This is a genomic window from Arenimonas fontis (genome assembly GCF_008386465.1).
In the GTDB taxonomy this organism is placed as follows: domain Bacteria; phylum Pseudomonadota; class Gammaproteobacteria; order Xanthomonadales; family Xanthomonadaceae; genus Arenimonas; species Arenimonas fontis.
The window spans coordinates 367116-393845 of record NZ_VUOD01000002.1 but is presented as its reverse complement, the minus strand read 5'-3'; the positions used below and the strand labels follow the sequence as shown (position 1 = coordinate 393845).

At 71.0% G+C, this 26730-nt stretch carries 22 protein-coding genes; 13 read left to right on the top strand and 9 right to left on the bottom strand.

From position 1 onward, the window contains the following. Nucleotides 1-16: 16 nt before the first annotated feature. Together F0415_RS04250 and F0415_RS04245 are read left to right on the top strand one after the other, a co-directional pair. Nucleotides 17-949 carry a phosphate/phosphite/phosphonate ABC transporter substrate-binding protein gene (locus tag F0415_RS04250; protein WP_149859935.1) on the top strand — a complete coding sequence of 311 codons (933 nt, stop codon included), beginning with the start codon at nucleotides 17-19 and terminating at the stop codon, nucleotides 947-949. Continuing rightward, nucleotides 946-3072, top strand: coding sequence for a putative bifunctional diguanylate cyclase/phosphodiesterase (locus F0415_RS04245; protein WP_149859934.1), 2127 nt, complete (start codon nucleotides 946-948; stop codon nucleotides 3070-3072). The genes F0415_RS04250 and F0415_RS04245 overlap by 4 nt, the downstream gene beginning before the upstream one ends. A gap of 6 nt (nucleotides 3073-3078) precedes the next feature. Here the strand turns inward: F0415_RS04245 and F0415_RS04240 are convergent, their stop codons facing one another. Then, entirely contained in the window at nucleotides 3079-3681 is a 603-nt protein-coding gene (locus tag F0415_RS04240; RefSeq protein ID WP_149859933.1) for an exopolysaccharide biosynthesis protein, read from the bottom strand. A 36-nt stretch (nucleotides 3682-3717) separates the two neighbouring features. Beyond that, the gene (locus F0415_RS04235; protein WP_149859932.1) at nucleotides 3718-5037 is read right to left on the bottom strand and encodes a hemolysin family protein; all 1320 of its coding nucleotides are present in this window, start codon (nucleotides 5035-5037) and stop codon (nucleotides 3718-3720) included. Nucleotides 5038-5197: 160 nt separating this feature from the next. On the opposite strand from F0415_RS04235, the gene F0415_RS04230 reads away from it, so the two are divergent. Together F0415_RS04230 and F0415_RS04225 are read left to right on the top strand one after the other, a co-directional pair. Beyond that, on the top strand, nucleotides 5198-5827 hold the full coding sequence (locus tag F0415_RS04230; RefSeq protein ID WP_149859931.1) for a DUF47 domain-containing protein: 630 nt from the start codon (nucleotides 5198-5200) through the stop codon (nucleotides 5825-5827). Between the two features lie 4 nt (nucleotides 5828-5831). Beyond that, complete coding sequence (locus tag F0415_RS04225) at nucleotides 5832-6956, top strand: inorganic phosphate transporter (RefSeq protein WP_149859930.1); 1125 nt, start codon at nucleotides 5832-5834, stop codon at nucleotides 6954-6956. Nucleotides 6957-7011: 55 nt separating this feature from the next. Here the strand turns inward: F0415_RS04225 and F0415_RS04220 are convergent, their stop codons facing one another. Beyond that, nucleotides 7012-7419, bottom strand: a complete 408-nt coding sequence (locus F0415_RS04220; protein WP_149859929.1) for a hypothetical protein — start codon at nucleotides 7417-7419, stop codon at nucleotides 7012-7014. Nucleotides 7420-7459: 40 nt separating this feature from the next. Between F0415_RS04220 and F0415_RS04215 the strand changes: the two genes are divergently transcribed. Continuing rightward, on the top strand, nucleotides 7460-7879 hold the full coding sequence (locus F0415_RS04215; RefSeq protein WP_149859928.1) for an MGMT family protein: 420 nt from the start codon (nucleotides 7460-7462) through the stop codon (nucleotides 7877-7879). On the opposite strand, the gene F0415_RS04210 is transcribed toward F0415_RS04215, so the two are convergent. Next, nucleotides 7833-8459, bottom strand: a complete 627-nt coding sequence (locus F0415_RS04210) for a 2OG-Fe(II) oxygenase (protein WP_210244153.1) — start codon at nucleotides 8457-8459, stop codon at nucleotides 7833-7835. The two genes, F0415_RS04215 and F0415_RS04210, sit on opposite strands and share 47 nt — an antisense overlap. Before the next feature lie 41 nt (nucleotides 8460-8500). Here F0415_RS04210 and F0415_RS04205 point away from each other — a divergent pair, with 41 nt between their 5' ends. Further along, a complete protein-coding gene (locus F0415_RS04205; protein ID WP_149859927.1) occupies nucleotides 8501-9157 on the top strand; it encodes a rhomboid family intramembrane serine protease in 657 nt (218 codons plus the stop codon). Here the strand turns inward: F0415_RS04205 and rapA are convergent, their stop codons facing one another. From rapA to F0415_RS04185, 4 genes are all read right to left on the bottom strand, one after another. Continuing rightward, on the bottom strand, nucleotides 9158-12007 hold the full coding sequence (gene rapA, locus F0415_RS04200; protein ID WP_149859926.1) for an RNA polymerase-associated protein RapA: 2850 nt from the start codon (nucleotides 12005-12007) through the stop codon (nucleotides 9158-9160). It lies immediately after the preceding gene. Then, complete coding sequence (locus F0415_RS04195; protein ID WP_149859925.1) at nucleotides 12004-13890, bottom strand: M13-type metalloendopeptidase; 1887 nt, start codon at nucleotides 13888-13890, stop codon at nucleotides 12004-12006. The genes rapA and F0415_RS04195 overlap by 4 nt, the downstream gene beginning before the upstream one ends. 177 nt (nucleotides 13891-14067) lie before the next feature. Further along, nucleotides 14068-16167, bottom strand: coding sequence for a M13 family metallopeptidase (locus F0415_RS04190; RefSeq protein ID WP_425457813.1), 2100 nt, complete (start codon nucleotides 16165-16167; stop codon nucleotides 14068-14070). A gap of 112 nt (nucleotides 16168-16279) precedes the next feature. Beyond that, nucleotides 16280-18376, bottom strand: a complete 2097-nt coding sequence (locus F0415_RS04185; protein ID WP_149859923.1) for a M13 family metallopeptidase — start codon at nucleotides 18374-18376, stop codon at nucleotides 16280-16282. Nucleotides 18377-18842: 466 nt separating this feature from the next. Here F0415_RS04185 and serA point away from each other — a divergent pair, with 466 nt between their 5' ends. Both serA and F0415_RS04175 read left to right on the top strand, forming a co-directional pair. Beyond that, the gene (gene serA / locus F0415_RS04180; RefSeq protein ID WP_149859922.1) at nucleotides 18843-20405 is read left to right on the top strand and encodes a phosphoglycerate dehydrogenase; all 1563 of its coding nucleotides are present in this window, start codon (nucleotides 18843-18845) and stop codon (nucleotides 20403-20405) included. Continuing rightward, the gene (locus tag F0415_RS04175; protein WP_149859921.1) at nucleotides 20405-21049 is read left to right on the top strand and encodes a histidine phosphatase family protein; all 645 of its coding nucleotides are present in this window, start codon (nucleotides 20405-20407) and stop codon (nucleotides 21047-21049) included. Before serA ends, F0415_RS04175 begins: the two co-directional genes overlap by 1 nt. Before the next feature lie 37 nt (nucleotides 21050-21086). Here the strand turns inward: F0415_RS04175 and F0415_RS04170 are convergent, their stop codons facing one another. Next, entirely contained in the window at nucleotides 21087-21374 is a 288-nt protein-coding gene (locus F0415_RS04170) for a hypothetical protein (protein WP_149859920.1), read from the bottom strand. Nucleotides 21375-21450: 76 nt separating this feature from the next. Between F0415_RS04170 and folC the strand changes: the two genes are divergently transcribed. From folC to F0415_RS04145, 5 genes are all read left to right on the top strand, one after another. After that, nucleotides 21451-22701, top strand: a complete 1251-nt coding sequence (folC, locus tag F0415_RS04165; RefSeq protein WP_149859919.1) for a bifunctional tetrahydrofolate synthase/dihydrofolate synthase — start codon at nucleotides 21451-21453, stop codon at nucleotides 22699-22701. Between the two features lie 61 nt (nucleotides 22702-22762). Next, a complete protein-coding gene (locus tag F0415_RS04160; protein WP_149859918.1) occupies nucleotides 22763-23746 on the top strand; it encodes an SPOR domain-containing protein in 984 nt (327 codons plus the stop codon). Nucleotides 23747-23765: 19 nt separating this feature from the next. Beyond that, the gene (locus F0415_RS04155; RefSeq protein ID WP_149859917.1) at nucleotides 23766-24362 is read left to right on the top strand and encodes a CvpA family protein; all 597 of its coding nucleotides are present in this window, start codon (nucleotides 23766-23768) and stop codon (nucleotides 24360-24362) included. A 3-nt stretch (nucleotides 24363-24365) separates the two neighbouring features. Continuing rightward, nucleotides 24366-25835, top strand: a complete 1470-nt coding sequence (gene purF, locus F0415_RS04150) for an amidophosphoribosyltransferase (protein WP_149859916.1) — start codon at nucleotides 24366-24368, stop codon at nucleotides 25833-25835. Between the two features lie 86 nt (nucleotides 25836-25921). Next, nucleotides 25922-26728, top strand: a complete 807-nt coding sequence (locus tag F0415_RS04145) for a ferritin-like domain-containing protein (RefSeq protein WP_149859975.1) — start codon at nucleotides 25922-25924, stop codon at nucleotides 26726-26728. Nucleotides 26729-26730 lie beyond the last annotated feature (2 nt).

The window sequence follows — 26730 nt, the reverse complement described above, 5'->3', positions numbered from 1 at the left end:
CGAGTACGCCCGGCCCGTGACGTCCCCGCACCCAAGCACCGTTTCCGGCGGACTCCGTTGGCTCGCGCTCCTGCTGGCGGTCCTGGCTTCCGGCCTCGCCGCGGCGGCGGAGGGAGTGCTGGTGCTGGGGCGGATCAGCGACGACCCGCGCCGGCATTACGAGCAGTTGCGGCCGTTGCTGGACTACGTGGTGCCGCGCATGCGCAGCGTCGGCATACGCGAGGGGCGGGTGCTGATGGCCAGCGATCCGCAGCAGATGATCAGCTATCTGCGCCGCGGCAAGGTGGACTGGGTCACGGAAACGCCCGGCACCGGCCTGCTGCTGGCCGACCGGGCCGGGGCGCGTCCGCTGCTGCTGACCGAACGCAGCGGTTCGCGCGAGTACCGCACTGTCTTCTTCGTTCGCCGCGACAGCGGCATCACCGAACTGTCCCAGCTGCTGGGCAAGACCATCGCCTTCCAGTCCCCCGCCTCCACCAGCGCCTACCTGGTACCGGCGATGGTGCTGCGCGAGCGTGGTCTGCCGATGAACCTGATGGTTTCGCCGCTGGAAGGCGGCGACGTCGGCAGCGTCGGTTACGTGTTCGCCAACACCGGTTCCAACCTGGCCACCTGGGTGCACAAGCGGCTGGTGGATGCCGGCAGCTTCAGCGACCAGGACTGGGAATCGCTGCAGCGTATGTCCGACAGCTACCGGCGCGACCTGGTCATCATCCATACCACCGAGCCGGTGCCCCGGGCCATGGAACTGGTCAGCGCCAACCTGGAGCCCGAGGTGGCCGAAAGGCTGAAACAGGTGCTGCTCGGGGCGGCGGAGGATCCGCAGGCGCGCGATGCGCTGCGGCAGTTCTTCCGCACCACCGGCTTTTACGAACCCGACGCCCGGGACCGCGCCGCCCTCGAGGCCTTGCGCCGCGGCGCCCGCGACGTCCGCGAGGCCCTGGAATGAGGCTGCCGGTGCGCCTGGGCCTGCGCGGCGAGCTGCTGTTGCTGCTGGTCGGCGTGCTGGCGGTGCTGGTCGGCCTGTTCGCCGCCCTCTGGTGGCATGGCAAGCGGGGCAGCGAGGAGGCGCGCCGGCTCAGCGCCGACGCCATGCGCGAGCTGGCCCGCGAGGGCCTGCTCAGCCGCGGCCAGGCCCTGTCCAGCCACCTGGCCGATGCCGCCACCAACCCGTTGTACTACCTGGACCTGGCCAAGCTGGGCGAGCTGGCCCAGACCACCTTGCGCCAGCCCGACGTGGTCTACGTGATCATTCACGATGCCGAGGGCAGGGTGGTGCACGACGGCTCGGGCGACATCCCGGCCTTCGGCCAACCGATGTCCGATCCGATGGCCTACGAGGCGCTCAATGCCCAGGGCGTGCACGGGCAGTGGAGCGACAAGCTGCTGGACGTGTCCAGCCCGATCAGGATCGGCGGCCAGCGTATCGGCGGCGTGCGCGTCGGCCTGTCGCGCGAGAACGCCAACCGGCGCGAGGCCGAGGTGCTGGCGCCGCTGGACCGCAGCCTGGGGGAAAACGCCCGCGAGCACCTGGCCTGGTTGCTGGCGCTGCTGGCGGCCATGGCGGTAGTGGCGGCCGGTACCCTGGTGCTGCTGCAGCGGCGCATCGTCTCGCCGATCCGGGAGCTGGCCGAAGCGGCCGTGCGCATCGAACAGGGCCGCTACCACGAAGTGGATGTCCGCTCCGACCGGCAGGACGAGATCGGCGAACTGGTGCGCGCCTTCGCCCGCATGAGCGAGGCGGTGGCCCGGCACGACCGCGACATCCGCCGCATGGCCTACACCGACTCGCTGACCGGCCTGAGCAACCGCCTGGCCTTCCGCGAAGCCCTGGACGAGCGCCTGCTGACCCTGCAGGCCAGCAGCGGCGAGCTGGCCCTGCTGTTCGTGGACCTGGACGATTTCAAGCGGGTCAACGACACCCTGGGGCACGAGGCCGGCGACGAGGTGCTGAGCCAGTTGTCGGTGCGGATCCGGCTGGCGGTGGAACGCCTGGGCGGGCCGGGCGCCGAGATCGCCCGTTTCGGCGGCGACGAGTTCATCGTGCTGTTCATGGCCGATGACATCCGCGCTGCTTCCGGCCGCCTGGCGGAAGCCTTGATCGACGAGGTGCAGCGGCCGCTGGTGCTGCAGGGTCGGCAGGTGTTCCTGGGCGCTTCGGTGGGCATCACCCTGTTCCCCTTCGACGCCACCGGCGCCGGCCAGCTGCTCAAGAACGCCGACATCGCCATGTATCAGGCCAAGGTCGCCGGCAAGGGCTGTTACCGCTTCTACAGCAAGGCGATGGACCAGGCGGTGGAGCGGCGCGTGCAGCTGGAGGAGGAGCTGCGCGGGGCCTGGGACCGCGGCGAGATGAGTCTGCTCTACCAGCCCATCTTTCGCCTGGCCGACAACCGGCTGATGGGCGCCGAGGCCCTGTGCCGCTGGAACCATCCGCGCCTGGGCGTGGTGCCGCCCTCGGTCTTCATCGAAGTGGCCGAGCAGAGCGGCCTGATCGAGTCCCTGGGCCGGCACGTGTTGGTGCGCGCCTGTCAGGACGCGGCCGGCTGGCGCCAGCCCGGCGACGAGGCGCCGTTCGTGTCGGTGAACATCTCGCCGCGGCAACTGCGCAGCGGCGACCTGCCGGACGTGGTGGCCAGCGCCATGCGCGGCAGCGGGCTGGAGCCGGCGCAGCTGCACCTGGAACTGACCGAGACTGCCGTGCTGGGCGACGAGGTCCAGGCCAGTGCACTGTTGTCGCGATTGCGCGCCACCGGGGTGAAGATCTGGCTGGACGACTTCGGCACCGGCTTCTCGGGCCTGAGCCACCTGCGCCGGGTGCCGGTGGACGGGGTGAAGATAGACCGGAGTTTCGTCGCCGACGTCCTGCGCGACCCGGACGACCTGGCCCTGACCTCGGCGATCATCGCCATGGCCCATTCGCTGGGCATCACCGTGGTGGCCGAGGGAATCGAGGCCGAAGGCCAGTTCGCGGTCTTGCGCGAGCGCGGTTGCGACCAGGGCCAGGGCTTCTGGCTGGGCCGGCCGATGGCGGCGACGGAGATCGGCGCGGCCTTCACGGCGGAGCGCTGACCGCGCTCAGGCCATCAGTCCGGCCGCCCAGCCGGCCAGCTGGCCGGAGAACACCGCCACCAGCGCGATCTCGGTCGTGCCAAGGGCCCAGGCCACCAGCATCAGGCGACCGTCCCGCTCCACCAGGGCGATCGCGAAGGCCAGCAGGATCAGACCGAACGGATAGTTGGTGCCCGGCACCGGCAGGGCCAGCAACACGCCCAGCAGGACCAGCAACAGGCCGGTGAAGGCACGCGCCAGCGGGTGGTCGATGACCGCTTCGGTGCGTGGCCGGCTCAGTCGTTCCAGCCAGCGCAGCAGGCGCGAGGCGCGGTCGCGGAAACGGGCCAGGCCGTCCCTGGAGATCGGCCGACGGGCCAGGAATCCCGGGATCCAGGGATGGCTCATGCGGGCCAGCAGTTGCAGGCCGGCAAGTGCGATCAGCGGGCCGCTGATCGCGCCGGCGCCGACCGGCAGGGGCACGAAGGCCGGCAGCAGGGCCACCAGCACGAACACGCCGTAAGCGCGGGTCCGGAACTGGTCCAGCAACCCGCCCAGGTTCAGCGTCTCGCCGTTCTGCGCATCGGCCAGGCTGTCGAGCAGGGCACGGGTGCTGATTTCACGGTCCATGGCCGGCAAGTCTCCGGGCGAGCGCCTTTATCCGTGCTAAACCCGTTCCGGATCCTTGTCCTCGGGCAGGCGGGCGATCAGCAGCTTGTCGATGCGGGCGCCGTCCAGGTCCACCACCTCGAAGCGCCAGCCGCCGTGGTCGAAGTGTTCGCCCGCATGCGGGATGCGGCCGAAATGCGCGATCAGCATGCCGGCGGCGGTGTGGAACTCGTGGTCCTCCTCGCCCGGCAGCACCGCCAGCGACAGCAGTTCGCGCAGTTCCTCGCTGGAAAGGCGGCCGTCCACCAGGTAGGAGCCGTCGCTGCGGGTCACCACCAGCGCTTCCTGCTCACCCTGCTCGGCGCTGGCCTGGACACGGCCCAGCACGGCGTCCAGCAGATCGTTGGCGGTGACCAGGCCCTGGATGTCGCCGTATTCGTCCACCACCAGGGCCAGGGTCTGCTGCTCCTCGCGAAAGATCTCCAGCAGCTTCATGGCATGGGTCGATTCCGACACGAACAGGGCCGGCCGCAGGTCGGCGAACAGGTCGGCCGGTTGCTCCTGCCGGCCCAGGTAGGGACTGAGCCGCTTGACCTCGAGGATGCCGAGTACCTCGCTGTCATTGTCGCGGTAGACCGGATAGCGGGAGTAGGGCGTCTCCCGCATCACCGCCAGGTTCTCCTCGATGCTGGCCGCCGCGTCCAGCCAGGTGATGCGGGTGCGCGGGGTCATCAGCCCGGCGGCGCTGCGGTCGCCCAGGCGCAGCACCCGGTTGATCATGTTGCGCTCGCCGGCATCGATCACGCCCTGCTCGTGGCTTTCCGCCACCAGCATGCGGATCTCCTCTTCGGTGACCTGCTCGGCCTGGCCGCGGTCCAGGCGCAACAGGCGCATCAGGCTGCGGGTGCTGGCCGAGAGCAGCCAGACGAAGGGCGCGGTCAGCCAGTAGATCAGCCGCATCGGCATGGCAATGCCGCTGGCGATGCGTTCCGGCGCCAGCAGGGCGACCCGCTTGGGCACCAGTTCGCCGACGATGATGGTGACGTAGGTGATCAGTGCCACCGCCACGACGGTGCCGAAGCCCCGGCTCAGCTCCGGATCCAGGCCCAGCGGCGCAATCGCCGCGGCGACGCGATTGCCGATGCTTTCGCCGCCGAACACGCCGGTGAGGATGCCGATCGAGGTGATGCCCACCTGCACGGTGGACAGGAAGCGTTCCGGATGTTCGGCCAGCTCCAGGGCCGAGCGGGCGCGGCGGCTGGTCTGGGCTTTCTGCTTCAGGCGGGCCTTGCGGGAGGTCACCACGGACATCTCCGACAGGGCGAAGAAGCCGTTGCACAGGATCAGCAGCAAGACGATGGCGATTTCCAGGGTCATGGGCGCCGGACCGGGCCGGCCGAGGCTCCTCGGGAAAGGGGGCGTGAGGCCGCACTATGCCATAGGCCCAGGCCGGGCCGGGGTCGTCACGAAGGCGTCACGACGTTGTAACATACGCGCCATTTTCGCCGGCTGCCCGGCCCCGCCAGGAAACCCCGCCATGTTTTCCCTGCAGACCATCTTTGGTAAGGGCGACAAGTTCTACGGCCTGCTCGAGGCCAGCGCCGCCGCCGCCCGCGAAAGCGCCCGGGCCCTGGGCGAGCTGCTGGCCACGCCGCCGGCCCAGCGTTCGCTCGAACGCTTCAAGGAGGCCCGCCAGCGCGAGAAGGACCTGGCGGCCAGGATCAGCGAGGAGCTGGTCAACACCTTCGTCACCGCGCTGGAGCGGGAGGACATCGAAGCGCTCTCCAATGCCCTGTACAAGATCCCGAAAGTGGTGGAGAAGTTCGCCGAGCGCTTCACCCTGGCGTCGGAGCGGGTCGGCGACGTGGATTTCGTTTCCCGTGCGGCGATGCTAGAGCGCGCCTGCGCGGTACTCGAGGAAATGGTGCTGCTGCTGCGCAGGGGCATGGACCTGGAAACCACCCGCAAGCTCAACGACAAGCTGCAGGCGATCGAATCCGAGGCCGACCGCCTGATCCTCGAGCTGTACCGGGACACTTACACTCGTGAGGCGGACCCGATGCGCTACCTGATCCTCAAGGACCTGTTCGAGATCCTCGAGAAGGCCATCGACCGCTGCCGCGACGCCGGCAACGTCATCTACCACGTCGTCCTGAAGAACGCCTGAGCCCATGACCACCGCCCTGTTGCTGGTGCTGGTGGTGATCCTGGTCGCCCTGGTGTTCGAGTACATCAACGGCTTCCACGACACCGCCAACTCCATCGCCACCGTGGTGGCCACCAAGGTGCTCACGCCCATCCAGGCGGTGGCGCTGGCGGCCTTCATGAATCTGATCGGCGCGCTCTGGGGCACGGCGGTGGCCAAGACCATCTCTTCCGGCCTGATCGACGCAGAGGTGCTGGTGGTCGGTTCGCAGGTGATCATCTGCGCCCTGTCCGGCGGCATCGTCTGGAACCTGATCACCTGGTGGTTCGGTCTGCCGTCATCGTCCAGCCATGCCCTGATCGGCGGCCTGATCGGCGCGGCGCTGTCGGCGGCCGACAACAACTTCGACGTGCTGATCTGGTCGCGCGCGGCCGAGGACTGGACCAAGAGCCAGGGCATCTTCTGGAAGGTCATGGTGCCGATGGTCAGTTCGCCGGCGGCGGGCTTCACCCTTGGGCTGCTGATGATGGGCGCCCTGATGGCGGTGATCAGCGCCATGAACGGTGCCGGCGGCTGGCTGGCGCGGATTTCCCGGCCCCGGTGGGTCAACGCGCTGTTCGGCAAGGCGCAGATCTTTTCTGCCGCCTACATGGGCTTCGCCCACGGCACCAACGACGCCCAGAAAACCATGGGCATCATCGCCCTGGCCCTGATCGGCGCCGAGGCGGCCGGAACGCTGGCCGACCTGCCGCCCTGGCTGGCCTTCCTGCATCCCAGCGGCAAGGAAGGCATCGACACCTGGATCGTGGTGACCTGCGCCATCGTCATGGCCGCCGGCACCGCCGCCGGCGGCTGGCGCATCATCAAGACCCTGGGTCACAAGATGGTGAAGCTGCACCCCATCCACGGTTTCGCCGCCGAGACCAGCTCGGCCACCATCCTCTCCCTGGCCGCCCACTTCGGCATGCCGGTCTCCACGACGCACAGCATCTCCACCGCCATCATGGGCGTGGGCATGGCCAAGAGCCCGCGCGCGCTGAAGTGGGGCGTGGTCGAGAAGATCATCTGGGCCTGGATCCTGACCATTCCGTGTTCCGGCGGCCTGGCCTGGCTGCTGTACCGGGCCGTGGAAAGCCTCGGCTGGGCCTGACCGGGGCGGCGGGGTGCGGACGGGCAAGGGCCCGGACGCCCCCGGTTACCGTTGCTCAGAGCAGGTCGCCGCCCGCCGACAGCAGCCGCTCCATCTGGTCGCCCAGGCCACCGATCTCCAGCACCAGCCGGTCCACCTCGGCGGCGGTGAGGGTGTCGTAGGGACGGTTCTCGCAAAGCTGCAGATAGGGCACCGAGTCCAGCTCGCCTATCGCCAGGTAGCCGACCGGGCTCTGCCAGTTGAAGGCCAGCATCCTGCGGGCGTCTATGCCGGTCATCGGTGCGATCACGGTGCTGACCCGCAGGTAGGGCCGGTTGTCCTCGCCCATCATCTCCGAGAGGAAGATGCTCTGGTGCCGGCGGCCCTGGTCCAGCGACAGCTGCACGCAGGCCAGGTAGGGGTCGCTGACTGTCAGCAGGTACTTGCCCTGGAGATGGCCGCGGATCTGCTCGAAGTTCTGCATGAGGGGCGTGCCGCTGCGGGGGACCGGTATGCTAGCGCCCATGTCCGCAAAGCCCAAGGCCGCAAAGCCGCCCGGCAAGCCTGCCGGCGACCCTGCCGACCACCGTGCCCGCATCCTGGCGGCGGTACGGGCCATTCCTGCCGGCCGGGTGGCCGGCTACGGCGAGGTGGCCCGGCGCGCCGGACTGCCGGGCCGGGCCAGGTGGGTGGCGCGCATCCTGTCGGCCGGTGGGGAGCCCGGGCTGCCCTGGCACCGGGTGTTGCGTTCCGACGGCCGCATCGCCTTTCCGCCCGGCAGCGAGGGTTACGACGAGCAGGTGCAACGGCTGCGCGCCGAAGGCGTGCAGGTGGAGGGCGGCCGGGTTCGCGGCCAGCGCGCCGCCGCCAGCCTGGACGAGCTCTTGTGGGCGCCGCCTAGGCGCCCCGCAGGGACCGGCGCCGGAACCAGGCGGCGACGCTGAGCCGCGGCCGGGTCGCCGGCAGCACTTCGTGCTCGACCTCGCCGGCGAGGAACACCGTCATCGTGCCCAGGCGCGGGCCGATGTCCACCGGCCCGGCGGGCAGGTGCAGCCGCAGCTGGCCGCCGGCCTCCTCGGGCCAGTCCTCGTTGAGGTAAAGCACCAGCGACAGCACCCGGGTGTCGTCGCCGGCGAAGCGATCCACGTGGCGGGCGTAGCCGGCACCGGGCGGATAGCGGGCGAAATGCGCTTCCACCGCTTCCAGGCCCAGGAGCAGGCGACGGTTGAGCGCGGGCCGCAGCCCGTCAAGGGCCGACAGCAGTTCGCCCGCGGCGGGGCCGCAGGCGGGGTCGTCCAGCCAGAGGGTGGAATCGCCGCGCAGGCCGGCGAAGCGGCGACCGCCGGCGCGGCCGGTGGCCGCCGGTCGCAAGCGTCCGGATACGGCCAGGGCCTGCGCCTCGCCGGCCACCCGGCGCAACAGCGGCAGGGCTTCCGGAACCTCCAGCACGGCCCAGTCCCGGTCGGCCAGGGTCTCGGCCAGGGCCTCGATCCGGTCGGGATTCATCAGGGCAGGGCAGGGCATGCCGGTATGATACGGGCCGGTCCGACCACGAGTGCACCCGCATGCGACTTCCCCCGGCCACCACCGCCCTGCTTTGGGCGCTGGGCCTAGGCTTCCTTCTGCAGTTCCTCGCCGGCGACGTCCTGATCCGGTATTTCGCGCTTTGGCCGCTGGGTGAGTACCCGGTCGGCGTGAGCCCGGACGGCGACCTGGTCAGCGTCGGCTTCATGCCCTGGCAGGTCATCAGCTACGGCTTCCTGCACGGCGGCTTCGGCCACCTGTTCTTCAACGCCTTCGCCCTGTTCATGTTCGGCGCGCCGCTGGAGCTGACCTGGGGCAGGCAGCGCTTCCTGAGCTACTACCTGACCTGCGTGGCCGGCGCCGGCGTGGTGCAGCTGATCGTGGTGTCCTCGGGCATCACCGGCGGTGGCCTATACCCGACGGTCGGCGCCTCGGGTGGCATCTACGGCCTGCTGCTGGCCTACGGCATGCTGTTCCCGAACCGGCAGATCATGCTGATGATCCCGCCGATTCCGATGCGGGCGCGCACCTTCGTCATCGTGTTCGGCCTGCTCGAGCTGATGATGGGCGTGTTCGGCACCCGCTCGGGCATCGCCCATTTCGCCCACCTGGGCGGCATGCTGTTCGGCTGGCTGATGATCCGCTATTGGCGTGGCCAGCCGCCGTTCAAGCCGCGCGGCCCGCGCATCTCGCGCTGATCAGCGGCGCAGCTGCAGGAAATCCGGGCTGGCCACCAGCCGCAGGCTGTCCAGGCGCGGCCGGGCGCTGGGCAGGGCGGCGAGGATGGCCTCGCGTTCCTGTTCCAGGGCCTGGATCTCGGCCGGACGCACTGCCGGGTTGACCCGGGCCAGGGCGCGCAGGCGGGTGATTTCCGCGCCGAGGGCGGCGTCGGCCCGGTCCGCCGCCCCGGCGGCGCGTGCCCCGGCTTCCTCGGCGGCCAGTTCCTGCGCGCGCGCCAGCATCGGCGGCACCAGCGCCGCCAGCACCTTGCGCTGCGGCGCCAGGTCCAGCAGGCGGTCGCCGGCGCGCAGCCGGCTGCGCTCGCTGGGGGCGAAGCCGGGGCGCGGCTGCAGGCGGGTGTCCACCGCCACCGACAGCGGCGCCGGCGGCAGCCAGCGTTCGATGTCCAGGCCGCGCGGCGCCACGCATTCCAGCACGCTCACCGCCTCCAGCACGACGGTGCGCGGCGGCAGGGCGTCGTCGATCAGCACCGTCGCGTTGCCGGTTTCGCCGGACAGCAGCAGGTCGGCGGCGGAAAGCAGCAGCGGGTGGTCGCCGCGCAGATAGAGCAGGTCGTCGCGGGCCAAGGCGGTGGCGCGGTCGAAGGTGGCCTGGCGCGGGCCGGCCTTCAGCTCCTCGAAGCCGTCCACCGTGACGTGCTCGGGGTCGAGCAGCCAGAGATCGGCGGCCAGCGGTTCGTGGTGCACGCCGAAGGCCTCCAGCAGGCGCAGCGGGTAGTCGTCCAGCGGTGCCGCGGCATCGTCCTCGCGCAGGGCGCGCAGCAGCTCATCACCGCCTTCGCCGCGGCGACTGCCCAGTTCCAGCAGCCGGTCACGGCCCTCGGCGACGATGCGGGCCAGTTCCGCGTGTTTGAGCCGGCTTCGCTCCAGCAGTTCGGTGAAGGCCGGCTCGCGCGCCTCTGGATCGGCGGCGGCCAGTTGCAGCAGCTCGGCGCCGAAGTGGCGCAGCAGTTCGCGGCCATCCGGCAGTACCCGGGCGAAGGCGTCCAGGCCCTCATGCAGCCACCGCTGCAGCACTTCCTGGGCGCTGCCGGCCACGGCGGCGACGTGCAGGTGCACATCGCCACGCTGGCCGATGCGGTCCAGGCGGCCGATGCGCTGCTCGAGCATGTCCGGGTGCAGCGGCAGATCCCAGAACACCAGGTGCTGGGCGAACTGGAAATTGCGGCCCTCGGCGCCGATCTCGCTGGCCACCAGCAGGCGCGCGCCCTCCGGGTCGGCGAAGAAGGCAGCGTTGCGGTCGCGCTGCAGCAAGTTCATGTCCTCGTGGAAGCGAGCCACCTGCAATCCGCTGCGTAGCCGCAGCGCCTCCTCGATCGCCTGCACCTTGGCGCGCGATCGGCACAGCAGCAGCACCTTGGCCGGCGCGGTCTCCTCCAGCACGCGCAGCAGCCAGTCCATGCGCGGGTCGCGGGTGAAATCGTGCGCCGGTTCGTCTTCGGTCTCGCCGACGTCATGGGAGAATTCGGCGCGCAGCCGACCCAGCAGCAGCGGGTCTTCCGGCGCCGGCAGCGTTTCGACGTGCGGGACGCGGCGCGGGAAGCCGCCGACCGCGGCGCGCCGGTTGCGCACCATCACCCGGCCGGTGCCGTGCCGGTCCACCAGGTCGGCGAGCAGGGCTTCGCGTTCGCCGGCGTCGCCGGCGGCGATCCGGCCCAGACGGCTGGCCAGCTGTTCGCTCTCGTCGGGGAAGAGCCGGGCCAGGGTTTCCATGTCGGCCGTGGTCAGGGCTGCGCCTTCGGCCAGGCGGCCGGCCAGGGGCGAGAGCGCCAGGTAGCCGCGCATCTCGGCGCGGAAATGCTCCAGGTCGGTGTAGCGGGCCGGATCGAGCAGGCGCAGGCGGGCGAAATGGCCGCCCAGGCCAAGCTGCTCCGGCGTGGCGGTCAGCAGCAGCAGGCCCGGCGTCCGCATCGCCAGATGTTCGACCAGGGCGTAGGCGGGGCTGGCGTGATCCGGGCCCCAGGACAGATGGTGCGCTTCATCCACCAGCAGCAGGTCCCAGCCGGCCTCCTGGGCCTGGCGGGCGCGACGCTCGTGACTGGCCAGCCAGTCCACCGAGGCGATCACGCATTGCTCGTCCTCGAAGGGGTTGGCCCTGGGCTCGCCCAGCTCCAGCGATTCGCAACGTTCCTCGTCGTAGATGGCGAAGGGCAGGTTGAAGCGGCGCAGCAGTTCCACGAACCACTGGTTGACCAGGCTCTCCGGCGCCAGCACCAGCACCCGCCGGGCGCGGCCGCTGGCCAGCTGCTGCGCCACCACCAGGCAGGCCTCGATGGTCTTGCCCAGGCCGACCTCGTCGGCCAGCAGCAGCCGCGGCGGTCTCCGGGCGGCCGCCATGGCCGCCACCCGCAGCTGGTGCGGAATCAGGTCGATGCGCGCGCCCAGGATGCCCCAGCCCGGGTGGGCCCGGGCCTCGGCGCGGCGGCGCAGGCATTCGAGCCGGAGTTCGAACCGATCGTTGCGGTCCACCCGGCACGAGAGCAGCCGGGCATCGGCCTGGGACACCGGCTGCTCGGCGTCCAGCTCGCCCTCCGGATGGCAGGCGTCGCCGCAGTGGTAGTGCAGCAGGCCGGCGCGGCGTTCGACCCGTTCGACCCGCTTGTCGTCGCCGCCGACCCGGATGCGTTCGCCGGGGCGGAACTCCGCCCGCAGCAGCGGCGCCGAGCCGAGCGCGTACATGCGCACCACGCCGCTGCCGGTGAACACGATCTGCACCTGCCGTCCGGCCAGGCGCAGCACCGTGCCCAGACCCAGTTCGGGTTCGGCGCTGGAGAACCAGCGCTGGCCCGGCGCGAAGGGCTCGCTCATCGCCAGAGCGCCACCTGCTCGCGAGCCGGCCGCAGCATGGCCGCCCGGCCGGCGCAGCCGAAGGCCTGGCCGAAGGCCGGTAGGTTGGCCAGTGGCCCGTTCACCCGCCAGCGCGCCGGCGCGTGGGTGGCGGTGGCCTGGGCCTGGGCCAGGGCCAGGGCCTCGTCCTGGCGCGGCCAGAGCGCGGCCCAGCCGGTGAAGAAGGCGCGCGCGGCGGCGCTGTCCACCGGGCCGGAGGCATTGAGCGCCTCCCAGGCCAGCTCCAGGCCGGCCAGATCGGCCTGGTTCTGGGCATGGCTGCCGACGCCGTTGACCCGGGTGGCGCCGCCGGTGGCCGAGTAGGCGTTGTACTGGCCGATCAGGGGCTGGGTCCGCTTCGCCCAGGCCTGGGCGTCGGCACCCTCCCATTGCTGCAGGGCGATGCCGATCTGCTGCGCCAGCAGGGCACCGAAGGCGCCGTAGTCGCCCGGGCCGGCGGCCTCGCCCAGCACCGGCGGCTGCATCACCGCGGTGGTGGCCACCAGCCGGTTCTCACCGGGTATCCAGGCCAGCAGCGGATGCCACTGCTCGGCCGGCCAGGCGCGGCGGGCGCGTTGCAGCAGGGCCTGGTGCAGGCCGCGGCGCAGAGCCAGCACATTGCCGGCGAAATCCGCGCGCGAGAAGCGCGTGGGTCCGAAGGTGTCGGGCGGAACCTGCCGGCCCAGCTGGATCTCCATGGTTTCCAGGCGCCGCCGGGCCTTGGCCTTGCCCTCGTCGCTCAGCCAGTCGGCCCGGTCCACCGCCGCCAGGGCGGCGGCACGCACGCCGGCGGCGATCCGTTCCGCGCGCTGCTGGCGCTCACTTGGCAGCCAGCGTTCGTCGTAGGCCAGGTCGAGCAACTCGGGCGCCTCGGTTTCGAGCATTCGCCGGAACCAGAGCGCGCGCGGCTCGGGCTCGGTCTGTCCGCCCAGGCGTACCTGGTAGAGCTCGGCCCAGGGCCGGCGCCAGGCATTGGGCAGGGTCGGGGCCAGCTCACGCGACACCTGTGCGCGCAGGTAGGCCCGCCACTGCGCCGGCTTGGCCCTGGCCAATTGCCGGTCCAGAACCTGGAAGAAGGCGGGGCCGGCCAGTTCGACGTGGGTGGCCTTCAGGCCCTGGGCAGCCAGAAAGGCCGGCAGGTCCAGGGCACCGACGACCTTCTGCGCTTCCTCCAGCGGGAACAGAGTGGCCGGCGCCGCCTGGGCGGCAGCGCGGGCCAGTTCCAGCTCCATGGCCAAGGCGCCATCCACCGCCGCCGCCAACTCGCGGGCCGGTACGCCGGACAGGCGCAGCCATTCGCTCAGCGCGTCGCGGTACTGGCGGACCAACGCCTGCACTTCCGGCGCGGCTGACAGGTGGAAGCTCGGATCGGGCAGGCCCAGGCCGCCGGGACCGATCCAGGCATAGGGACGTCCCTGGGCATCCCGTCGCACCTGGAAAGCGAACAGCACCGGCACGCCGGCCGCGTGCAGCTCGGCCACCACCGCCGGCACGTCGCGGTTGCGGCGGATGCGCTCGATCTTCTGCAGCAACGGCTGCAGTGCGCGAGTGCCGGCGGCCTCGATGGCTTCCTCGTCCTGGCTGGAGGCGATCAGGTCGGCCAGCAGCGCCGATGCCGGCTTGCCCTCGGGGGCGTGGGTGGCGGCCAGCAACTCGTTGCGCCGGGTCTGGCCGAGGGCGATCAGCTGATCCCAGCGGCTGTAGTGGCGACTGCCGGCCGGCAGCGGGTGCTGGGCCAACCAGGCGGCGTTGACGTGGCCGTAGAAGTCGGTGCAGGCGGCCGGAACGGCCGGCGCGCGTTGGCCATGGGCACTGCCGGCGGCCAGCGACAGCAGCAGGGCGGGGAACAGGGGGCGGACTGGCATGGGCGGCGGGTTCCTCGGCGGGGGGACCGGATTCTAACGCCGGGGTCAGGTCGTCCCCAGTCCGGACCTTCGTGAGTGCGGGCGGATGCGTTTGCCCTGCCTGCCGGCCGTCGGACACAAAGGAAAACGGCCCGGCGATGGCCGGGCCGTTCCCGCAGGGTCCGCGCTTGTGGGCGCCTACCAGATATGGACGCGATCGGCTTCGGACCGGACCATGGCATCGCCGTCCGAGCAGCCGAAGGCCTCGGCGAAGGCCGGCAGGTTGGACGGCGCGCCGATGGCGCGGAAGTTGGCCGGCGCGTGCGGGTCGGTCTGCAGGCGCACCTTCAGCTCCTCGGGCTTGAAGTTGCGGCGCCAGACCGTGGCCCAGTTCATGAAGAAGCGCTGGTCCTGGCTGAAGCCCTCCACCATCGGGTCGCTGAAGCCCTCGCCCTGGGCGCGCTTCATGGCGTCGTAGGCCACCGCCAGACCGCCCAGGTCGGCGATGTTCTCGCCCAGGGTCAGCTTGCCGTTGACGTGCAGGCCGTCAATGGACTCGTAGGCGTCGAACTGGGCGATCAGCTTGCCGGTGCGTTCCTCGAAGCCCTGGCGGTCCTTGTCGGTCCACCAGTTGGAGAAGCTGCCCTTGGCGTCGAAGCGGCTGCCCTGATCGTCATAACCGTGGATCATCTCGTGGCCGATCACCGCGCCGATGCCGCCATAGTTCAGGGCGTCGTCGGCATTGGGGTCGAAGAACGGCGGCTGCAGAATCGCCGCCGGGAACACGATCTCGTTCTGCAGCGGGTTGTAGTAGGCATTCACCGTCTGCGGGCTCATCGCCCATTCGCTGCGGTCCACCGGCTGGCCGATCTTGGACAGGTTCCACCTGTAGTTGAACTCGATCGCGGCCATCAGGTTGCCGACGTAGCTGTCGCGCGAGGTTGCCAGGCCGCTCCAGTCGCGCCACTTGTCCGGGTAACCGATCTTGGGGGTGAAGGCGGCCCACTTCTCAAGGGCCTTGGCCTTGGTTTCCTCGCCCATCCACTCCAGGTTCTCGAGCCGGACCTTCAGCGCCTCGCCGAGGTTGCCGACCAGGGCCTGCATGCGTGCCTTGGACTCCGGCGGAAAGGCGACCTTCACGTATTCCTGGCCCAGGGCCTCGCCCATCTGGCCGTTGATGGCGTTCAGCACCCGCTTCCAGCGCGGCTGCATCTCCTCCTGCCCACGCAGAACCTTGCCGTAGAAGTTGAAGTTCTCCTCGGCGAAGGCGTCGGCCAGGTAGGGCGCGGCGCCGTCCACGGTCTGGTAGCGCAGGTAAGCCTGCCAGGTGGCGACCGGCACGTCGGCGATCATCCGGCTGAGCTCGGCATGGAAGTCCGGCATGGCCAGCGAGAACATCTCAGGCGCGGCGATGCCCTGCGATTCGAAGAAGGCCGACCAGGGGAAGTTCGGGGTGATCGCGTCGGCCTGGGCCACGCTCACCGGGTTGTAGTACTTGCTGACGTCACGGGACAGTTCCTCGCGGGAAAGCGAAACCTTGGCCAGGCGCGTCTCGAATTCCATCACCGCCTTGGCCATCTCCCGCGCCTGTGCTTCCTCGATGCCGGTCAACACCAGGATGTTGCCGATATGCTGCAGGTAGGCCTCGCGGATGCCGGCGTGCCTGTCGTCGAAGTAATAGGTCTTGTCGGGCAGGCCCAGGCCGGCCTGGGTGGCGTAGGCGATGTTCATGCCCGGGTTCTGGAAGTCTGCCTCGGGGCCGAAGCCGAACAGCATCATCCGGCCCTGGGCGGTGCTGCGGCGCAGGTAGGCGGCGATGTCCCCGGGGCCGGACAGGGCGGCGATCTCCTCCAGCATCGGCTGGATCGGCGCCAGACCGGCGGCGTTGATCGCCGCCTCGTCCATGCCGGTGGCCCAGACGTCGCCGATCATCTTGGCCACGCCGGTGGCCCCGGGGTCGGCGGCCATGTGCTCGACCAGCTGGCGCTGGATCTCCAGCGAGCGTTCGGCCAGCAGTTCGAAGCTGCCCCAGGTGGTGCGGTCGGCCGGCACCGGGTTGGCTGCCAGCCACTTGCCGTTGACGTGCGCGTTCAGGTCGGCGCAGGCGGGAACGGTCGGGTCCAGGTCGGCGGCGGCGAAGGACACCACCGGCGTCTTCAGGTTGGCCAGATCCACGGCGGGAGCGGCAGGCGCGGCCTGCCGCTCGGTGACGGCCGGCGTTTGCGCCTGCTGGCAGGCGGTGAGGGCGACCGTGACGGCGAGCGCCAGGGTCAGGGGCTTGAGGGTGGAAAAACTCACGTTCGACTCCAGGCCCTGGGCGGGCGGCAGGTGGAAGGAAGATCGCCGGCGACGCGGCGCGCCGGCCATTCTGTACCCCGCTCGGAAGCGGGACATAGTCCGAAGGTCACGCTTACCAGATCACCACCCGCTGCTCGCCGGAACGCACCATCGGATCGCCTTCCTTGCAGCCGAAGGCCTCGGCGAAGGCCGGCAGGTTGGACGGCGCGCCGATGGCCCGGAACATGCCCGGGGAATGCGGGCCAACCTGCAACTGCTGGCGCAGTTGCGCCTCGGTGAAGGCGATGCGCCAGACCGTGGCCCAGTTCATGAAGAAGCGCTGGTCCTGGCTGAAGCCCTCCACCATCGGATCGCTGAAGCGCTCACCCTGGGCGCGCTTCATGGCGTCGTAGGCGACGGTGACGCCGCCCAGGTCGGCGATGTTCTCGCCCAGGCCCAGGCGGCCGTTGACGAACAGGCCGGGCAAGGCCTCGTAGCCGCTGAACTGTTCGGCCAGTTTGTCGGCGCGCGCCTCGAACCGGCGGCGGTCCTCTTCGGTCCACCAGTTGGCCATGTTGCCGGCAGCGTCGAACTTGCTGCCCTGGTCGTCGAAGCCGTGCAGCATTTCATGGCCGATCACCGCGCCGATGCCGCCGTAGTTCAGGGCATCGTCGGCATCGGGGTCGAAGAACGGTGGCTGCAGGATCGCGGCCGGGAAGACGATCTCGTTGGCGGTGGCGCGGTAGTAGGCATTCACCGTCTGCGGGCTCATGCCCCATTCGCTGCGATCCACCGGCTTGCCGATCTTGTCCAGGTTCCAGCGGTAGTTGAAGGCTGCCGCCGCCATCACGTTGCCGGCGTAGCTGTCGCGGCCGATCCGCAGGCCGCTCCAGTCCCGCCACTTGTCCGGGTAGCCGATCTTGGGCGTGAAGGTGGACCACTTTTCCAGGGCCCTGGCCTTGGTCTCTTCGCCCATCCATTCCAGGTTCTCGATCCGGGCCCGGAGCGCCTCGCGCAGGTTGCCGACCAGCTGCTCCATCTTGGCCTTGGACTCCGGCGGGAAGGCCTGTTCGACGTAGAGCTGGCCGAAGCCTTCGCCCATGGACATGTTCAGCGCCGTCAGCACCCGCTTCCAGCGCGGCTGCATTTCCTGCTGGCCGGCCAGGGTCTTGCGGTAGAAGTCGAAGTTGGCCTGTTCGAAGGCGGAGGAAAGGTAGGGCGAGGCGCCGTCGATGGTGCGGAAGCGCAGCCAGGTTTGCCACTGCTCCAGCGGCACCTCGGCCAGCATTTCGTCCATCTCCGCGAAGAACTCCGGCGTGGCCAGGGAGAACTTCTCCGGCGCCGGTACGTCCAGGGCGGCGAAGAAGGCGGTCCAGCTGAAGTTCGGCGTGCTGGCGTCGGCCTCGGCCAGGGTCACCGGGCGGTAGCGGCGGGCCGGATCGCGCATTTCGACGCGGCCCAGCGAGGCCTGCGCCAGGCGGGTCTCGAAGGCCAGCACCTGCTCGGCCTGGGTGCTGGCGGTCGCTTCGTCGGCGCCGGCCAGCGTCAGCACGCGCGCCACATGCTGCTTGAAGGCCTCGCGGATACGGGCGAAATCCTCGCGGTCCTCGATGTAATAGCCACGCTCCGGCAGCGACAGGCCACCCTGGATGGCGTAGGCGATGTTGACGCTGGAGTCGTTGTAGTCGGCCATCGCGAAAAAGGGGAACAGCATGCCCTGGCCGCGCGCGTAGGCTTCGCCCAGATAGGCCGGGATGTTGGCGTTGGAGGCGATGGCGGCGATGCCGTCCAGCTCCGCCTGGATCGGCGCCAGGCCGGCGGCTTCGACGGCGGCTTCGTCCATGCCGGCGGCGAAGAAGTCGCCCACCTTCTGTTCCATGCTGCCGGCCGGCCACTGGCCGGCGGCCGCGGCCCTGGCGATCTGGTGCTGCACTTCCAGCGAACGCTCGCCGAGCAGGGCGAAGGCGCCCCAGGTGGTGCGGTCGCCCGGCACCGGGTTGGCGGCCAGCCACTTGCTGTTGACGAAGCCGTTGAAGTCCCGGCAGGCCTCGACCGAGGGGTCCAGATCCTCCGCCCGCAGCGAGATCGGTTGCAGCGTCACCGCCGACAGGTCCACCACCAGTTTCGGCCTGGCCGGCGCCTCGGGCGCCTCGGAGGCGGGCTGGCAGGCGCCGAGGCCCAGGCTGATGGCGACTGCAAGGGCAAGAGGCTTGGACTTGGACGGGAACATGGCGGGCTCGCGGGTTCGGAACAAGGCGTCGAGGGTATGAGCTTCGCGGCCGTCGCGGGTAGGCCATTGGTCATGGTCGGGCCGGGCGCGACGCGGATCGGCGCCGGCGCGGATGGCGCACGGAGTGCGTTGCCTCGGGGCCGGGGGACAGGCTATCGTCGCCGCGTCGGTCCTGGACTCCCATGCTCATGAAGCCCCGTTTCCAGACCCGCAGCCACGCCGGCGGCGCCTTCCCGCGCCGGCGTCCTGAAGGTCTCCGCGCATCCGCGCGATTCGCACGCCTGCCGGCGTCGTCTCTTCCCGCCCGCGCCCCGGCGCCGGGGCGGACGGTGGAATTCCCGAGCCTCGCCGCCGCCTTTCCGGCGGCTTGCCGGTTGCCCCGGTCCTGACGCCAGCCCGGCTTCCGCGCCCCGGGGCGTGGCAGCCGGCCCACGGTTGTTGTTGTGCGAATCACGAGGAGCGGCAAATGCGCGTGTTGGCCTGTGACGGCATCCACCCCGAGGGCCTGGCCCTGTTCCGGCAGGCCGGCTGGGAGGTGGAGGAGAGCGAGGCGATCAAGGATCCGAAGGTGCTGGCGGCCAGGCTTGCGGAGATGGACGCGGTGCTGGTCCGCTCCGCCACTCCGGTGCCGGCCGCGGCGCTGGCTGGGGCGACACGGCTGAAGGTGATCGGCCGCGCCGGCGCCGGCGTGGACACCATCGACGTGGAGGCCGCCACCGCCCGCGGCATCGCCGTGATGAACGCCCCGGACGGCAACACCCTGGCGGCGGCGGAACATGCCCTGGCCCTGCTGTTCGCCCTGGCCCGGCACGTGCCGCGGGCCGACGCCGGCATGAAGCAGGGTGACTGGCCCAAGGCCGGGCTCACCGGCTTCGAGCTCGAGGGCAAGCGCCTGGGCGTGATCGGCCTGGGCCGAATCGGCTCGACCGTGGCACGCAAGGCCCAGGGCATCGGCATGGAGGTGGCCGCCTACGATCCCTTTCTGCCGCCGGCCGCCGCCGGCAAGGGCAGCGTGCCGCTGATGGGCCTGGACGAGCTGTTGGCCTGGGCCGACGTGGTGACGCTGCACATTCCGCGCACCAGGGAAACCACCCACCTGCTCAACGAGGAACGATTGCGGCGGATGAAACCCGGCGCCTTCCTGGTCAACGCCGCCCGCGGCGGCCTGGTGGACGAGGCGGCATTGCTGAGCCTGCTCGATGACGGCCACATCGCCGGCGCCGCGCTCGACACCTTCGCCACCGAACCGCTGCCGAAGGATTCGCCGCTGCGCAACCACCCGCGCCTGATCCTGACCCCGCACCTGGGCGCCAGCACCGGCGAGGCGCAGCAGGCGGTCAGCACCATCCTGGCGCGGCAGATCATTGATTACGTGGCCACGGGCGCCGTCGCCGGCTGCGTCAACCTGCCGCCGTTGACCCCGGAAGTGGCGCGTGAGATCGGCCCCTGGATGCCGCTGATGACCGCGCTGGGCAAGCTGGCCGCGCGCATGGTCCCGGCACCGGTGAAGCTGCACCTCAGTTACGCCGGCCGTACCGATGGCCTGGATACGCGGCCGCTGACCCGCCTGCTGGTGGCGGCCCTGCTGGGTTCGGCCTCGGGCCGGGTAACCCCGGTGAACGCCCTGCAGGAAGCCGCCGCCCGTGGCCTGGAGGTGGCCGAGACCGTGGGGGGCGACGGCGACGGTTTCGATCGGCTGTTGCGCCTGCGGGTGGAAGGCGGCGGCCGGGTGCGCGAGATCGAGGCCACCCTGCACCGCGGCCCGCGGGTGGTGCGGCTGGACGGCGTCGAGCTGGACTTCGATCCGCAGGCGCACCTGCTGCTGATGCGCAACGAGGACCGCCCCGGTGTGATCGGTCTGGTCGGCTCGCACCTGGGCGCGGCCGGCATCAACATCGTCAATTTTTCCCTGGGCGCCACCGGCGACGGCGGCGCAGTCGCCGCCATCACCGTGGACAGGCCGGTGCCGGAGCAGCAGCTGCTGGCCCTGCGCGCCATCCCCGGCATCGTTTCCATGGAGCAGCCCTGATGCGCGTCCTGCTGGCAAGGCACGGAGAGACGCCCTGGAACGCCGAGGGCCGCTATCAGGGACAGCGTGACATCGCGCTTTCGCCGATCGGAGAAGCCCAGGCCTTGGCGCTGGGCCGGCGCCTGGACGGCCTGGAGATCGCCCGCGCGGTCGCCTCGCCGCTGGCGCGCGCGCGCCGCACCGCCGAGCTGGCCCTGGGCGAGGCCCGGCGCGACCTGCTGCGTCTCGACCAGGACCTGGCCGAGATCAACCACGGCCAGTGGGAGGGCCTGCTGGCCTCGGAGATCCGCCAACGCGATCCCGAGCGCCTGCGCCAGTGGCGCGAGCGGCCCGACGCCGTGCAGATGCCCGGCGGCGAATCACTGCCGCAGGTGGCAGAACGCGCCTGGGCCGCCTTCGCCCGTGCCTGCCAGGGCCTGGGCGAGCATGACGTGCTGCTGGCGGTCGCTCACGATGCGGTCAACCGGGTGATCCTGTGCCGCGTGCTGGGCCTGCCGATGAGCCGGCTGTGGAGCTTTCGACAGGCGCCGACAACCCTGAACCTGCTGGAAGGCCCGGCCGTGGACACGCTGGAGGTGGTGCGGCTCAACGACTGCCAGCACCACACGCCGTTGTTCGGCGAGGCGGTGCATCGGGCGTTGTAGCGACGAAGCCAGGCCCGGTGGCCTTCGCCGTCCGCGCTCAGAACAGCCGGCACAGCAGCTGGAAATCGGCGGCCACCAGGCCGCCCAACCAGGCCCCCGCGGTGAGACCGCCGCTGCCGGCCGACAGCAACAGGCGACGGGACAGCGGCCGGTTGGCTTCGGTGACCAAGGGCAGGGCAAGCTCGACCGCCAAGGTCGTGATGCCCAGCCAGGCGTAGCTGCTCAGACCCCATTCGCAGGAGTGAGGTGCGGCCACGAAGGCGAAGCCGAACAGGGCGGCCGGCAGCAGCAGGGCGAGAATCCAGGTCGAGGGGCGTGGGCTCATGTCTTCCTGACACGCGAACCGGCGCCATATCCAGACACGGCTTCGCGCCCGGCCCGCCCGTCCGGATAATGCCGCCATGGCACGCACCCTCGCCCAGTGGCTGGAATACCAGCAGCAGGTCCACCCCAAATCCATCGAGCTGGGCCTCCAGCGCGTGGGAGAAGTGGCGCGACGGCTTGGCATCGGCAAGCCGGCACGCCATGTCGTCACCGTCGGCGGTACCAACGGCAAGGGCTCGACGGTGGCGTTCATCGAGGCGATCGCCCGTGCCGCCGGCTGGCGGGTCGGCGCCTACACCTCGCCGCATCTGCTCCGCTACAACGAGCGCGTGCGGATGGACGGCGCCGAGGCCGGCGACGAGGTCCTGGTGGCCGCCTTCGAGCGCATCGAGGCGGCGCGAGGCGAGATCCCGCTGACCTATTTCGAGTTCGGTACCCTGGCGGCGCTGCTGCTGTTCGAAGCGGCGGACCTGGACCTGGCCATCCTCGAGGTCGGCCTGGGCGGTCGCCTGGACGCCACCAACATCGTGGACCCGGACGTGGCGGTGATCACCACGGTGGATCTGGACCACCAGGAGTGGCTCGGCCCCGACCGCGAAGCCATCGGCGCCGAAAAGGCCGGCATCCTGCGCGCCGGCAAGCCCTGCGTGCTGGCCGAGCGCGATCCACCTTCCTCGGTGCTGCGGCGGGCCTATGCGCTGGGAGCCTTTGCCATCCGCGGTCATTCGGACTACCTGATCGACGAACTGGAGCAGGGCCGCTGGCGCTGGCGCGAGCCGGGCTGGGAGATCGAGCTGCCGCCACCGGCGATGGAGGCGCCGGTGCAGCGCGAGAACGCCGCCGCCGCCATCGCCGCCCTGCGCGCCCTGGACTTGCCGCTGCCGGACGCCGCCATCGTCGCCGGCGTCGCCGCCGCCCGGGTGCCGGGCCGGTTGCAGCGCCTGCCCGGACCGCCGGAACGGGTGCTCGACGTCGCCCACAACCCCCAGGGCGCGCGCCAGCTCGCCGCCTGGCTGCAGGCGCATCCGCGGCCGACGGTGGCGGTGTTTTCGGCCCTGGCGGACAAGGACCTGGCCGGCATGGTCGAGCCGCTCGCCGGGCAGGTGCGCGCCTGGCATCTGGGGCCGATCACCGATGCCGGGCCGCGCGGGCTGGACGCCCCGGCGCTGGCCGAAGGCCTGGCCGGCGCGCTCGCCCCGGATCGCCTACGCCTGCACGGCAGCCTGCGCGAGGCCCTGGCCGCGGCCGCTACCGAGGCCGGCAACGACGGACGCGTGCTGGTGTTCGGCTCTTTCCACACCGTCGCTGAAGCCCTGGCGGAATCATGACCGGGGGCAGGGGAGCAGGACGGCTATAATTCGCCGGTCTCTCCGGCCCGGACCCGTTCCGATGGATCAAGCCCTGAAACAGCGTCTGATCGGCGCCGCCGTGCTGGTCGCGCTGGCGATGATCTTCCTGCCGATGCTGTTGCAGGAGCGCGAGCAGGCCCTGGACGATGCCGCCCGGGTGCCACTGGAGATGCCGGCCGCGCCCGAGCGGGACTTCGAGACCCGCGAGCTGCCCCTGCTGCAGCCGGTTCCGCCGGCCGAGGGCGGCGCCGTGCTGGGTCTGGAGCCTGGCGAGGATGGCGGTCGCCACGACCCGGATGCCGTGGCCACCGTCGTGCCCGACGCGCCGGCGCCGCGCCGGGAAGAGCCGGCGTCCGGGCCCGGCGACGAGACTCCGGCCCTGGCCGTGGACGCCGCCAGCGGCGAACCGGTGGCCGCGCCGACCGGATCGGTCCGCGCCCCTGCCCCCGTTCCGCAACCCGTTCCGCCCCCCCCGCACGCCGACAGCACCCTGCCGCCGACCGCCGCTGCCGGCGCCTGGGCCGTCAACGTCGGCAGCTTCTCCAATCTCGACAATGCCCGGACACTGGCCGGGCGTTTGCGCGCCCAGGGCTTGCAGGTGAGCAGCGAGACCGTGGACGTCAACGGTCGGCCGGCGATGCGGCTGCGGGTGGGGCCCTATGCCGAGCGCGCCCTGGCCGAGGCGGCGCGCCTGCGGGTGCAGACGGTATCGGGCAGCCCGGCCGTGGTGGTGGCCCTGGATGCCGGGCCTGCGCCGGCGCCGCGGCGTGCCGGGGCGGCGCCGGGGGTGGGCTTCGCCGTGCAGCTGGGCGCGCTGAGCAACGAGGCCGACGCCACCGCCCTGCGCGATCGCGCCCGCGCCGCCGGTTTCGTCGCCTTCCACCAGCGGGTGAACACCGACCGCGGCCCGGTCTGGCGGGTGCGGGTGGGGCCAGAGGCCGATCGCGCTGCCGCCGAGCGGCTGAAAGAACGCGTGGCCGAGACACTGGGCCTGCGTGAGGCCATCGTCGTGCCGCACCCGTGAACTGGCGAAGCGATCCGCGATGCTGACCGTCGCCGACTACGTTCTGCTGGTGGTCCTGCTGGTGTCCATGGCCGTGGGCCTGTGGCGCGGCTTCCTGGTGGAAGTGCTGTCGCTGACGGTATGGGTGGCGGCGTTCTGGCTGTCCGTGGGTTTCGGCGGCGAGGTCGCGGCCTGGTTCTCCGGTGTCGAGCAGGCGGCGGCGCGCTTGTTCCTTGGCCATGCCAGCGTATTCCTGGCGGTGCTGCTGGCAGGCGGCCTGCTGACCTGGCTGCTGGGCCGGTTCATCGCCGGCACCGGCCTCTCGGGCACGGACCGGGTGCTGGGGCTGGGCTTCGGCCTGGCCCGCGGGCTGGTGCTGGGCTGCGCCGGTGTGTTGCTGCTGGGGTTCACGCCGCTGCCGGGCGATCCCTGGTGGGGCCAGTCGCGGCTGCTGCCGGGCTTCCAGCGCGGCGCCGAGTGGATGGCCGGCTTCCTGCCGCCGGCGGCGGCCGCCGAGCTGAACTTTCCCGAGGCCGTCCGGGCCGCCGGCGAGACCGGCGGCTCGGGGACGGCGGCCGAGACTTCTTCTTCCGCCGGGACCGACGCCCCCGGCCTTCCCGACGTACCGGAGAACTGAACCATGTGCGGCATCATCGGAATCGCCGGCGCCAGCGACGTCGCCGCGGCCCTCTACGACGGCCTGACGGTGCTTCAGCATCGCGGCCAGGACGCCGCCGGCATCGCCACCCTGGACGGGCGCCGCCTCTGCCTGCACAAGGGCAACGGGATGGTCAAGGAGGTGTTCGACGAGCGCGCCATGGCCGGGCTGACCGGCAGGGTCGGCATCGGTCATTGCCGTTATCCGACCGCCGGTTCCGAGGGCAGCGACGAGGCGCAGCCCTTCTACGTCAACTCGCCCTACGGCATCGCCCTGGCTCACAACGGCAACCTGATCAACACCGACGAACTGCGCCGCATGGTGTTCGAACAGGACCGTCGCAATGTCAACACCGAATCCGATTCCGAAGTGCTGCTGAACGTGTTCGCGCACGAGCTGCAGAACCAGGGCGAGCTGAGCCCGCGGGCGGCGGCGCGTGCGGTGGCCGGCGTGCACCGGCGCTGCACCGGTGGCTATGCCGTGGTCAGCATGGTGATCGGCCTGGGCCTGGTCGCCTTCCGCGACCCGCATGGCATCCGGCCGCTGGTGCTGGGCAGGCGCGAAACCGCCAGGGGCGTCGAATATGCCGTCGCCTCCGAGAGCGTGGCCCTGGACATCCTCGGCTTCGTGCGCGAGCGCGACCTGCTGCCGGGCGAATGCGTGGTGGCCGGCGCCGACGGCCGCCTGCACGCCGAAGTCTGCGCCGGGCCGGCCGAGCACACCCCCTGCATTTTCGAGTACGTGTACTTCGCCCGGCCCGATTCGATGATCGAGAACATCTCGGTGCACAAGGCGCGCATGCGCATGGGCGTGACCCTGGGCCAGAAGATCCTGCGCCTGCGGCCCGGGCACGACATAGACACCGTGATCCCGATCCCGGACACCTCGCGCGACGCCGCCCTGGAGATCGCCAACCTGCTCGGGGTGAAGTACCGCGAGGGTTTCGTCAAGAACCGCTACGTCGGCCGCACCTTCATCATGCCCGGCCAGGGCGAGCGGGTGCGCTCGGTGCGGCGCAAGCTCAATCCGATCCCGCTGGAGTTCAGGGACCGGGTGGTGCTGCTGGTGGACGATTCGATCGTGCGCGGCACCACCAGCCAGCAGATCGTGCAGATGGCCCGCGACGCCGGCGCCCGCAAGGTGTACCTGGCCTCGGCGGCGCCGCCGGTGCGCTACCCGAACGTTTACGGCATCGACATGCCATCGGCCGACGAACTGGTGGCGCACGGCCGCAGCGAAGCCGAGATCGAGAAGCTGCTGGGCTGCGACTGGCTGATCTACCAGGATCTGGCCGACCTGGAAGCGGCGGTGGCCGGGCCGAAGTTCCCGGGGCGCAAGTTCGACAGCAGCTGTTTCAGCGGCGAATACGTCACTGGCATCCCCGACGGCTATTTCGACCGCCTGCGCCAGCTCCGTTCCGACGAAGCCAAGCGCAAGCGGCGGGTGGGGTGATCGTTGACGCGGCTTTGCGTGGATGAATGCGGACAGGGCAATGGGCAGGAAGCATCGTCTTGTCCGCGTCCATCCGTGGCAAAAGAATGAAGCCCTCGCTGTTCGACGCAGCCCAGGAGTGTCTGGCGATCCGGGAGCCGGCGGAGAAGCTGCGGCGTACGCATGAGGTGGCGGCGGCGTTCCGGGCCGGAGAGCTGGTCATCCCGGAGGAGGCGCCGGCGCCGGCGCCGATCGGGGTGCCGGGGCGGCCGGAGCGGCCGCGGCTGGTGCTGCCGCGCGAGGTGCCGCAGCGCGGCCTCGGCAGCGTCGAGGGCCGCGCCGCGTTTCTGCACGCCATCGCCCATATCGAATTCAACGCCATCAACCTGGCCTGGGACGCGGTGTACCGGTTCCGCGGCCTGCCGCAGGAGTACTACACGGACTGGGTCGGCGTGGCCGCGGACGAAGCCCGGCATTTCGCCCTGCTCGAGGCCCGCCTGGGCGAACTGGGGCATGCCTACGGCGATTTCGACGCCCACAACGGCCTGTGGGAGATGGCGGTGAAAACCGCCGACAGCGGCCTGCGCCGCATGGCCCTGGTGCCGCGCGTGCTGGAGGCGCGCGGACTGGACGTCACGCCCGGCATGATCGTCCGCCTGCGTGGCAACGGCGACGAGGCTTCGGCCGCCATCCTGGAGCTGATCCTGCGCGAGGAAGTGGCGCATGTGGCCGCCGGCAGCCGCTGGTTCCGCTGGCACTGCGAACGCGAAGGCCTGGCGCCGATGCGCGAATTCATCCGGCTGGTGCGCGAGGCCGTGCGCGGCGGCGTGCGCGGGCCGTTCAACCGGCCGGCCCGGCTGGCCGCCGGCTTCGCCGAGCCGGAGCTGGCTGCCCTGGAAGCCCTGGAGGACTGAGC

What these genes read in the sequence shown, in the direction of transcription:
- F0415_RS04245 (WP_149859934.1), top strand. Translation starts at nt 946, where the DNA reads ATGAGGCTGCCGGTGCGCCTGGGCCTGCGCGGCGAGCTGCTGTTGCTG.
- F0415_RS04240 (WP_149859933.1), bottom strand. Translation starts at nt 3,681, where the DNA reads ATGGACCGTGAAATCAGCACCCGTGCCCTGCTCGACAGCCTGGCCGAT.
- F0415_RS04235 (WP_149859932.1), bottom strand. Translation starts at nt 5,037, where the DNA reads ATGACCCTGGAAATCGCCATCGTCTTGCTGCTGATCCTGTGCAACGGC.
- F0415_RS04230 (WP_149859931.1), top strand. Translation starts at nt 5,198, where the DNA reads ATGTTTTCCCTGCAGACCATCTTTGGTAAGGGCGACAAGTTCTACGGC.
- F0415_RS04225 (WP_149859930.1), top strand. Translation starts at nt 5,832, where the DNA reads ATGACCACCGCCCTGTTGCTGGTGCTGGTGGTGATCCTGGTCGCCCTG.
- F0415_RS04220 (WP_149859929.1), bottom strand. Translation starts at nt 7,419, where the DNA reads ATGCAGAACTTCGAGCAGATCCGCGGCCATCTCCAGGGCAAGTACCTG.
- F0415_RS04215 (WP_149859928.1), top strand. Translation starts at nt 7,460, where the DNA reads ATGTCCGCAAAGCCCAAGGCCGCAAAGCCGCCCGGCAAGCCTGCCGGC.
- F0415_RS04210 (WP_210244153.1), bottom strand. Translation starts at nt 8,459, where the DNA reads ATGCCCTGCCCTGCCCTGATGAATCCCGACCGGATCGAGGCCCTGGCC.
- F0415_RS04205 (WP_149859927.1), top strand. Translation starts at nt 8,501, where the DNA reads ATGCGACTTCCCCCGGCCACCACCGCCCTGCTTTGGGCGCTGGGCCTA.
- rapA (WP_149859926.1), bottom strand. Translation starts at nt 12,007, where the DNA reads ATGAGCGAGCCCTTCGCGCCGGGCCAGCGCTGGTTCTCCAGCGCCGAA.
- F0415_RS04195 (WP_149859925.1), bottom strand. Translation starts at nt 13,890, where the DNA reads ATGCCAGTCCGCCCCCTGTTCCCCGCCCTGCTGCTGTCGCTGGCCGCC.
- F0415_RS04185 (WP_149859923.1), bottom strand. Translation starts at nt 18,376, where the DNA reads ATGTTCCCGTCCAAGTCCAAGCCTCTTGCCCTTGCAGTCGCCATCAGC.
- serA (WP_149859922.1), top strand. Translation starts at nt 18,843, where the DNA reads ATGCGCGTGTTGGCCTGTGACGGCATCCACCCCGAGGGCCTGGCCCTG.
- F0415_RS04175 (WP_149859921.1), top strand. Translation starts at nt 20,405, where the DNA reads ATGCGCGTCCTGCTGGCAAGGCACGGAGAGACGCCCTGGAACGCCGAG.
- F0415_RS04170 (WP_149859920.1), bottom strand. Translation starts at nt 21,374, where the DNA reads ATGAGCCCACGCCCCTCGACCTGGATTCTCGCCCTGCTGCTGCCGGCC.
- folC (WP_149859919.1), top strand. Translation starts at nt 21,451, where the DNA reads ATGGCACGCACCCTCGCCCAGTGGCTGGAATACCAGCAGCAGGTCCAC.
- F0415_RS04160 (WP_149859918.1), top strand. Translation starts at nt 22,763, where the DNA reads ATGGATCAAGCCCTGAAACAGCGTCTGATCGGCGCCGCCGTGCTGGTC.
- F0415_RS04155 (WP_149859917.1), top strand. Translation starts at nt 23,766, where the DNA reads ATGCTGACCGTCGCCGACTACGTTCTGCTGGTGGTCCTGCTGGTGTCC.
- purF (WP_149859916.1), top strand. Translation starts at nt 24,366, where the DNA reads ATGTGCGGCATCATCGGAATCGCCGGCGCCAGCGACGTCGCCGCGGCC.
- F0415_RS04145 (WP_149859975.1), top strand. Translation starts at nt 25,922, where the DNA reads ATGAAGCCCTCGCTGTTCGACGCAGCCCAGGAGTGTCTGGCGATCCGG.